Below are 8612 nucleotides of genomic sequence, written 5' to 3'. Positions count from 1 at the left end.
TGCTGAGGTGCTGGACCGGCACCTGCACCACCTGCGGCCGACCCCTCACCAGCAGCAGAACCAGAGCCAGAACCTAACGAAGCACTACTAGGAGCTGTCCGGGCGATCATGTGACCGCTCTGTGCCTGGGTCGTTGTTGCGGGCATGGGGCGGGGCGATCTGACGGATGCGGAGTGGGAACGGCTGCGGCCGTTCCTGCCGGTGAGCAATGGACGTTGTGGCCGGTGGCGGGATCACCGACAGGTGATCGACGGGATTCTGCACCGGGTGCGGACCGGGGTGCAGTGGCGGAATCTTCCCGAGCGGTTTGGCCCCTGGAAGACCGTCTATGAACGCCACCGGCTGTGGTCGGCCGACGGCACGTGGGAGCGTCTGCTGCAGCAGGTCCAGGCCGCCGCCGACATCGCGGGCGAGATCGACTGGGACATCTCGGTGGACTCCACCATCGTGCGCGCCCATCAACACGCGGCCGGTGCCCGGACCGACCCGCCGCCGGCACCCGCGTCAAAGGGGGCCGAAGCGGCAGAACAGCAGGGCGAAACACCGTGGCAAAGCCTGCTCGCCCGGCTGGTGGAGGTGGTGCAGGAGGCGAGGGCCTGGGCTGCTCGCGGGGCGGGTTCACCAGCAAACTCCACCTGAGCGCCGACGGCCGCTGCCGCCCGCTGTCCCTGGTCATCACCGGCGGACAGCGGGCGGACTGCACCCAGTTCCAGACGGTGCTGGCAAAGATCCGGGTTCCGCGAGTCGGTCCGGGCCGGCTCCGCACGAAGCCCGACAGCCTCGCGGCCGACAAGGGATACAGCAACGGCCCGTGCCGCGAGTACCTGCGGCACCGAGGCATCCGGCACACGATCCCAGAGAAGACCGACAGCCAGGCCGCCCGCCTACGCAAAGGCTCACGCGGCGGACGGCCGCCTGGCTTCGACGAAGAGCGGTACAAGAAGCGCAACACCGTCGAACGAGCGATCAACAGGCTGAAGCAGTCCCGGGCCGTGGCCACCCGCTATGACAAGCGCGGCTACGTCTTCCTCGGCACCGCAACCACCGCAGCTCTACTCATCTGGCTTCGGGGCTGAGTCCCGACCTCACAAAGCGATCGGCCGGTACGCCAGGGCCTGATCGACTACCTCGTCAGCCGAAAGCTCCCGCTCCGGCGGCCAGAAGATCAAGTCGCTGACATAACCGGACGGGCATGCCAGGGCTCTGTCGAGCCTGTCCAGCCAGCCGTCCACCTCGTCGTCAAAGGCGTAGTCCGCTTCCATGATCCGCTGCACGAGCGCGACCGCCTCCGCGCGAGTCATCTCCACAGCACCCATCACGTCCCTCCGCCGACTCACCCTAACGGGACGCGTGATCGCCCGGACAGCTCCTAGACGATCAAGTCCTATGTCTGGCTGGCCCGTCTGGCGAGATCCTGTTTGTAAGCGGTGCACTCATCCCGGACGACTCTGGTGGGTGACGTGCGTCGCCATCCATCGGGCACCTCTAGGACAGGGATTGACCTAGAGCGGAACTAGCGTCATCACCACGTTGAGGCGCTCGCCCCCAGGAGGCAGTCAGATGTCCGTCAAGCCGGTTCCCCAGGGCTATAACACTGTGACGCCGTGGATCATCTCGCGCGACACAGTGCAGCTCATCGACTTCATGAAGAGGGCATTCGACGCGGAGGAACTCGCGTGCCTGGCCGGCAAGGACGGAAGCATCGAGCATGCTGAGGTGCGGATCGGCGACTCGGTGGTGATGATGTTCGACGCGCGGCCGGAGTGGCCGCCGACCCCCGGCTTCCTCCGCCTCTACGTCGAGGACGCCGATGCCGTGCATCGGCAGGCCGTTGCGGCCGGCGGCACCTCGGTCACTGAGGTCACCCACCTGTTCTTCGGCGACCGGGTCGGGCGGGTGCGCGACCCGCTGGGCAACCTGTACTGGATCCAGACCCGCGTGGAAGACCTGAGCCCGCAGGAGATGGAACGCCGCCTCGGCGAACCCAAGTTCACCAAAGCGATGGAGTACGTCCAAAGCGCCGATTTCTTCCCAGACCGAGCCTTTGACCTCGGCTGAGTAGCCAGCGTCCTGCCTGCCGCCACGGGGTGAGAAGAGGGTGCCCAAGATCGTTGTGTGACGAATGAGAACCTGGGCACCCTGCTGACTGCACTGTACGTGAAGATCGATGACGGGCTGGAGACCCTCCGCTGGATGGGCCGGCCACCGCGGCTCAGCGACTCCGAGCTGGTCACCCTCGCGGTCGCGCAGGCTCTGCTCGGCTTCCACTCCGAGACACGCTGGCTGCGTTACGCGAAGGTGCACCTGGTGTCGATGTCCCCGTATCTGCCGCAGCAGTCTGGGTACAACAAGCGCCTCAAAGCGGCATCGCCGCTGGTGAAGAAGGCGATACGGATGCTCGCGGCGGACACGGACTTCTGGTTCGACATCCACTGGATCGTCGACTCCACACCGGTGCCGTGCGGCATGTCCCGCCCGACGGTGAAGCGGTCGGACCTGGCCGGCCGGGCCGGATACGGGTACTGCGCCTCGTACTCTCGATTCTTCTGGGGCCTGCGCCTGTACTTGGTGTGCACCCCCACGGGGATGCCCGTCCTGTGGGCGCTGGCCAACCCGAAACTGGACGAGCGCGAAGTGCTGCAGGCCATGCTCGACCTCGACGCCGGCCTGGTAGCCGTCCGGCCCGGGCTGCTGCTGATCGCCGACAAGGGCTTTGCCTCCAGGGAGTTCGAGAACGACCTTGCCATGCGCGAGATCGAGCTGCTGCGGCCCTCGTTCAAGCGCGAGAACAAACACCGGGGAGCGTGGCTGCTGAAGTCGGTGCGGCAGCTGATCGAATCTGTGAATGACACTCTCAAGGGCCAGCTCGATCTGGAACAGCACGGCGGCCGCACCGCTGAGGGCGTCGCGGTCCGCGTCGCCCAGCGTGTCCTCGCCCTGGCCGCAGCCATCTGGCGTAATCACAAGACCGGCCAGCCTGTCATGCGGTCTCTGATCACATTCGATCACTGAACACACCGGACTTACTCGTCTAGTAGTGCTTCGTTAGGTTCTGGGCTGTCTGCGGCTTCTCCGAGGGCTGGGCAGGGGTCGTCCGCAGGTGGCGCAGGTACCGGTCCAGCACCTCAGCAGGTCCTGAAGAACGTCGAGGACCTGGTAGAGAGTCAGGCCGGTGTGCGGACTTTTGGATCGTGCCGCCTGAGGGTGAGGAATGCCTGGGCGGCGGTGACGAGGGTGACGTGGTGATGCCAGCCGCGCCAGGTGCGGCCCTCGAAGTGGTCCAGTCCGAGGCCGTGCTTGAGCTCGCGGTAATCGTGCTCGATCCGCCAGCGCATCTTGGCCCACCGCACCAGGTCGGCGACTGGTGTGGTGGCGGGCAGGTTCGATATCCAGTAGTCCGTCGGGGTGTCCTGGCCGTCCGGCCATTCGATGAGGAGCGTCTGGACGGGCAGGACGCCGTCCCACCGGTTGCGGCCGCCGCCGGCCTCCTGAGCTGCGGCCAGGGACTGCTTGCCTGCGGGCCGCACTGTCAGCACCGCGAACCGTGAGGTCATCGTGCCTTTGCTGCCCTGCCTCCAGGTCACCTCGGTGAACCGCTCCGCACCCGCCTGCGCGGCGAGGACGCAGACGGCTCGCGGTGGGGTGCGGTAACGGGGAAGGGTGGGTGGCCCGAGCCCGCCATAAGCAGGCTGGTGCGGCTCGGCATCCCCGGGGTGGGCGACTTCCTTCCCGTTCAGGGCCAGGACATAGCACAGCCCTCGCGCCTGGAGGCCGAGCCGGAACGGGGTGCTGACGCCGTAGCCGGCGTCAGCGACCACGACCGGAGCCTTCAACTGCCACTGGGCGAGCCTGTCCAGGAGGCCGAGCACCAGACGCCACTTCTCCCGGTGCACCACGTCGTCGGGGACTCCTGCCCTGCGGCGCCGGTCCGGCTCGTCCGTCCACTCACGCGGCAGATACAACTGCCACTCCAACGGGCACGAGGCGGTATCGGTGGCGGCATGGACACTGACCGCGACCTGGCAGTTCGCCCGTTTGCCGACCGCTCCGCAGTACTGCCGGGCCACCCCCACCGACGCCTTGCCGCACTTGGGGAACGACACGTCGTCGATCACCCACACCTCAGGGCGGATGGCTTCGCACAACCGCTCGGCGATCCGCCGCCTGACCGGTAACGGATCCCACGGCGACTGGTTCACGAACTACTGCAGGGCCTGCATGTTCCCGTCCGGCAGACGCTCAGCCATCGGCTGGATGGACTTGCGCCGGCCGTCGAGCATCAAGCCTCGCAGATAGCACTCGCCCCGGAGCCGTTCCACTTCCCCCAACCTCACTCCAGGAAGCTACCCACGATCAGCCGAGATCACTCAACGTAACGAAGCACTACTAGGGCAGGCTGGAGGATGCGCAAGCACAGTACGAACATCTCCTGCTCGTCACGCCGGTTCGAGACGATCTCCCCGCCCTTGCCGTAGGCGATCACGGAGTTGGCGCCGTTAAAGGACTCCATGACGTTCAGGCCCTCCTCGATCTCCCGCTGAAGATCCCGAAGCCGCAGGTAGCGGGCCACGAAGATGGTCTTCTGAGCGCGGCCGACTTCCAGCATCGCCGCGTAGGTGGGGTGGGCGGTCTTGCACAGGACGTTCTTCGGGAAGCGGGCTGCGGCGTCCTGGACGATGGCGCGGTTGTAGGCGAGGTAGTGTCCGCGGCGTTGGGTGGTGCGGGCGAGCATGGCCAGGGTGGTGGTCTTGCCGGTGTCCGCACCGGCCTGCACAGCCAGATGGCCGCCGGCCGCGAAGGCGTCGGCTGCGGTGGTCTGCTCGCCGGTCGGGTTCATGGCGTGGGTTCTTGGGTGCCTTGGATGAGCGCGTGCCCCATGGCGGCCAGGAGGTGGGCGGGGACGGTGTGGGCGAGAAGCCGGCGCACTTCGTGCTCGAGGCGTTTCACTTCCTGGTCGGTGTGCTCGGCGAGGGCCTGGTGGACGGCTCGTTCCAGGAGGCGCTCGGGTTTCTGTCCTGTGCAAAGAGCCGTCGTCTGAAGGGCTGCGTGTGCGGCAGGTGGGAGAACGACGTTGAGCAGCACGTGTCCACTCGTGTCCGGGTAGTGCGTGGTGATCACGTCGATGGGGAGCCGGTCTTTGAGGCGTCGGTGCAGCCGGTGGGCGGCCCTGTGAGGGTTCTTGGCGGGTACGAGCGCCATGAGGCGGGTGGTGTCGTGGCTGGCGGCGAGCGGCATTCTGCGGCAGGCCTCGTCGAACTCGGCCGGGTTCAGAGGGCGGGTGAGGATGATCTCCAGGGCGTGGTGCGGCATCCTTCACCGCCGGTGGGGCTGGTGCGGCGCGGGGTGCGGCAGCCGGGCGTGGAGGTGGGCGGCGTGCAGGAGCGGGTCGAGGGGCTGCCAGTCGGCCAGGGCCAGGTCGGCAGCGGCGGGGACGGCAGCGTGGGTGATGCAGCGTTGGGCGCGCCAGCGCTGTTGCTCGGAGTGGGGCAGGTGGTTGAGGTCGTAAACGGCCATGCTTCCGCCCGGTTGGGCGATTGGGCCGTGGTGGGGCTGGATGGGCAGCAGCACCCAGCGCCCGGCCGGGTGAGCCGTGGCGAGGATGGACTGAGTGCAGCGGTGGCGCTGGCGGGTCTGGGCGATGCAGCGGATGTCTTCGACGGGGCTTTCGCCGAGGTAATGGGTGAGGAGGATCCGCACGACAGGTCGAACCGGCCGGTCACGGTCAGTTCCCAAGGGCGTAGTGGCGGGCGAGGCAGGCACGGGGGTGAAGGCGCCAGTGTCGATCAGGCGGCGAGAACAGACGGCGAGCTGACGGCGCAGCGCTACGAGGGCAGGACCGGTGGCGTGGGGGTGTGTGGCGGGCCGGGGGCAGAGGACGGCGTGCGGGATGCGGCACCAGCCGCTGCCGTCGTCGTGGGGGTGGGCGATGCCGCCGCTGAGGTGCCAGCGGCAGGCTTCGGGGATGTCGGTGGTGGCGACTTCCGCCGGGTGCAGGGCGATGGGCCGGTGGTCGGTGCGCTGGTACCAGTCGATGCGGTTGCCGCAGTTGCGGCAGCGTCCGGTCTGGCCGGCGCGCAGCAGGCGGCTGGGGCTGTGGGCGGCGACCTGCAGAGACCGGCGGGGATGGCGGAGGCGAGGGCTGCCGTCCCAGTGGCGGCGAGGGGTGGAGTTGGGGCGCATGGCGGGCAAAGTGCCAGGTGGCACGCGGTAATGGGTGGTGCTGCGGCGGGGATGTCCCCCGGCTGGCCCAGCGCGCCCGAACAGATCAGCCAGTACACGATCAGGCGTTCGGCGCCTGATCGTCGGTTCGGGTGATTTCTTGCGCTCCGCATTCATAGGGAGCGGGTGGCGTCAGGGAGTGCGGGTGCCGGGCGGGGTGTGGTCGGAGCACAGGGTGCCCAGCAGGTGCTCGATCGGCACGTCGAAGGCATGAGCGAGGGCGTGCCAGGTGGTGACGTTGCCGGCGGCGCGGCCGTGTTCGAGGTCGATGAGAGTGCGCCGGGCCAGGCCGGTACGGCTGGCGAGTTCGTCGAAGCTCCAGCCGCGCTCGACCCGTAGGCGCGCCAACTGGAGGCGCAGTGCGGTGGTGTCGGGGTCGGGCGGCAAGATCGTCACCCCACCATCCGATGGTTCGGACATCCGCCCTGTCAGTGCAGATTTCTGCACTATTTGCCGGAAGGGGGGTGGCTCGCGGTATAAGGAACCGCACTACCGTGCGTCCGCCTCCGGCCTTCCGGTACCGGGGCACCGGCCATCGCAGTACGGACAAGTTGGGAGGACCATCAGCCGATGAGGCTTGCCGGCGCGCATACCGCAGTACGGCGTATCTGGACAGTGGAGCTGCGTCCGCGAGCGGGCGGCCTGACGCTCGTCTGCCCCTCCTGCGCTACTCCCACCGCTCCCCTTGAAGCACCCTCCGCACGAGCCGCCGCCCTGACGCATCTGGCCCGCCATGCCCGCGCCAATGCATTGCCGACGCACCTGCGCAGCTGCCAGTGCCGGATGCAGGGCTGCTTGTGGCATCCGCGTCACCGCGGGTGTTCCGGGCCGGTACTGCTCGCCCTCACCCGCGACCGCAGCGGCCGCACCTGGCGACTGGCCGACACCTGCGCGGCCTGCGCGGCAGCAACCAGCCGTACCGCCGCCGTGCCCGACACACTGTTCAACTGTCCCCGGCCGCACCCCTCCCCCAGTCGGCCGCCTTCCGCATGCCACAGGTTCCGTCCAGGGCCCAAGGAGCAGGTACGCGTGCGGGAGATGCTCACCTACCTGGGCGCCGCACTGCCCCGGTTCACCTCCCCCGCCGCCCGGCTCCTGGCCCTGCAGTGCGCCCTGCGCGCCGACATCCACGCACGGGTCCGACTTCCTGTGGGCTTGCTGCGCGGCATGCGTCTGCGCGGGTATCGCGAGTTGTGGCACGAACTTGCCCACGTCGGCTGGCTGGAGCTGCCGAACTTCAGGTCGGCACCCGTGCAGCTGCGGCTGCTCGATGCCGCGGCCCTGGACCAGGTACCCGGTTGCCGCGCCCGGCGCCGCGCCGCCCACTGGGCACTGCACCCCGCGCCCTTGCCCCTGCCGGCCGCGCCGCCCGCACTGCGGCTGACCGCCCTGGTGCTGGCCACACACACCTCCTCCCATACCGAACACAGCATCGACATGGGCACCCTCGCCCGGCTGTGCGGACACTCCCCCCAGCAGACCGGAGAACTCCTCGACCGGCTGGTGACCGTCCGCACCCTGCCGGCTTGGCATCACAAGCGGGAAACCGACGAAGTACTCTGGCGATTGCCCACGCACCGAGAGCAGACCCCCTCAGTAGTACAGCCGCTTACGGAGCCAGCAGACTCCATGGCCTTGAGCAGTGGACTGGCTCATGATCCGTTTTCAACCTTCGTTTGAGCAAGTCAGGCCGAGGGCGAAGATGAATCGACGAGTTAAGACGTTAAACGTCGCCCTCAACGCCCCGGAAGGCTCCTGCCTCGTTCATCTGCAGCCACCCTCAGGCGATTGGCAGACTTACATTGCAGGGTTTCGTAGTCAAAGGCTCCGGTTTCGAGTATCAATCTCGACGTCGCACGGGGGTAGCCAGAGCGCCTCCGGCCATCCCAATCAGAGCTGACACGATCAACGCCCCTTACAAGCCATCTCAAATTGGCTGGGTAGGCTGCCGGTCGTGGTGGGGATCGTTGAACGGCTGGTGCCGGACGAGTTGTGGGAATTGTTCCAGCGGGTGGTGCCGGAGGCACCGACTCGGCCTCAAGGCGGCGGCCGGCGTCGGCACGGTGATCGTGAAGTGCTGGCTGCGATTGTGTTTGTGGCGACTTCGGGCTGCACCTGGCAGCAGCTCCCAACCGCCTCGTTCGGGCCGTCGGGAGCAACGGCTCACCGCCGGTTTACCGAGTGGGGCAAGGCCAGGGTCTGGGCCAAGCTGCACCGGCTGGTCCTCGACGAACTTGGCTCCCGTGGCGAGCTGGACTGGTCCCGCTGCGCGATCGATTCGGTCAACATGCGGGCCCTGAAAAGGTGCCCCTATGGTTTTCGTCAAGCGGTGGCCGGAGTAGGTGGCTGGTAGAAAGTGCCGTCTCGGAGCATGGCGAAGAGGACGTCGATGC

General features: G+C 67.7%; 8 protein-coding genes and 3 pseudogenes. 5 read left to right on the top strand and 6 right to left on the bottom strand.

What is annotated here, in order from left to right; translation table 11 throughout:
* Positions 1–144 precede the first annotated feature (144 nt).
* A pseudogene (locus ACZ62B_RS39020) lies at positions 145–1076 on the top strand (IS5 family transposase).
* Between the two features lie 9 nt (positions 1077–1085).
* Here ACZ62B_RS39020 and ACZ62B_RS39015 read toward each other — a convergent pair.
* Positions 1086–1316: a bacteriocin immunity protein gene (locus ACZ62B_RS39015; RefSeq protein WP_469694011.1), complete on the bottom strand. Its 231-nt coding sequence runs from the start codon at positions 1314–1316 to the stop codon at positions 1086–1088.
* Positions 1317–1560: 244 nt separating this feature from the next.
* On the opposite strand from ACZ62B_RS39015, the gene ACZ62B_RS39010 reads away from it, so the two are divergent.
* Together ACZ62B_RS39010 and ACZ62B_RS39005 are read left to right on the top strand one after the other, a co-directional pair.
* Entirely contained in the window at positions 1561–2058 is a 498-nt protein-coding gene (locus tag ACZ62B_RS39010; RefSeq protein ID WP_469694010.1) for a VOC family protein, read from the top strand.
* 57 nt (positions 2059–2115) lie between these two features.
* Positions 2116–3012: an IS982 family transposase gene (locus ACZ62B_RS39005; RefSeq protein WP_469694008.1), complete on the top strand. Its 897-nt coding sequence runs from the start codon at positions 2116–2118 to the stop codon at positions 3010–3012.
* Positions 3013–3164: 152 nt separating this feature from the next.
* On the opposite strand, the pseudogene ACZ62B_RS39000 reads toward ACZ62B_RS39005, so the two are convergent.
* The 5 genes and pseudogenes from ACZ62B_RS39000 to ACZ62B_RS38980 all read right to left on the bottom strand — a co-directional run bounded on the left by ACZ62B_RS39000 (position 3165) and on the right by ACZ62B_RS38980 (position 6615).
* A pseudogene (locus ACZ62B_RS39000) lies at positions 3165–4334 on the bottom strand (IS701 family transposase).
* 29 nt (positions 4335–4363) lie between these two features.
* Positions 4364–4837, bottom strand: a complete 474-nt coding sequence (locus tag ACZ62B_RS38995) for a Tn3 family transposase (protein ID WP_469694006.1) — start codon at positions 4835–4837, stop codon at positions 4364–4366.
* Positions 4834–5310, bottom strand: a complete 477-nt coding sequence (locus ACZ62B_RS38990) for a hypothetical protein (protein WP_469694005.1) — start codon at positions 5308–5310, stop codon at positions 4834–4836. Before ACZ62B_RS38990 ends, ACZ62B_RS38995 begins: the two co-directional genes overlap by 4 nt.
* Before the next feature lie 3 nt (positions 5311–5313).
* Complete coding sequence (locus ACZ62B_RS38985; RefSeq protein WP_469694003.1) at positions 5314–6180, bottom strand: DUF6083 domain-containing protein; 867 nt, start codon at positions 6178–6180, stop codon at positions 5314–5316.
* A 171-nt stretch (positions 6181–6351) separates the two neighbouring features.
* Positions 6352–6615 carry a helix-turn-helix transcriptional regulator gene (locus tag ACZ62B_RS38980; protein WP_404762985.1) on the bottom strand — a complete coding sequence of 88 codons (264 nt, stop codon included), beginning with the start codon at positions 6613–6615 and terminating at the stop codon, positions 6352–6354.
* Between the two features lie 633 nt (positions 6616–7248).
* On the opposite strand from ACZ62B_RS38980, the gene ACZ62B_RS38975 reads away from it, so the two are divergent.
* Positions 7249–7899: a hypothetical protein gene (locus tag ACZ62B_RS38975; protein ID WP_469694001.1), complete on the top strand. Its 651-nt coding sequence runs from the start codon at positions 7249–7251 to the stop codon at positions 7897–7899.
* A 274-nt stretch (positions 7900–8173) separates the two neighbouring features.
* Positions 8174–8521, top strand: a pseudogene (locus ACZ62B_RS38970) (transposase); the annotation flags it as partial.
* Positions 8522–8612 lie beyond the last annotated feature (91 nt).

The organism is Streptomyces sp. NPDC053426, from assembly GCF_055585405.1.
The sequence above is the reverse complement of the archived record's forward strand: the minus strand, read 5'-3'. Positions and strand labels throughout refer to the sequence as shown.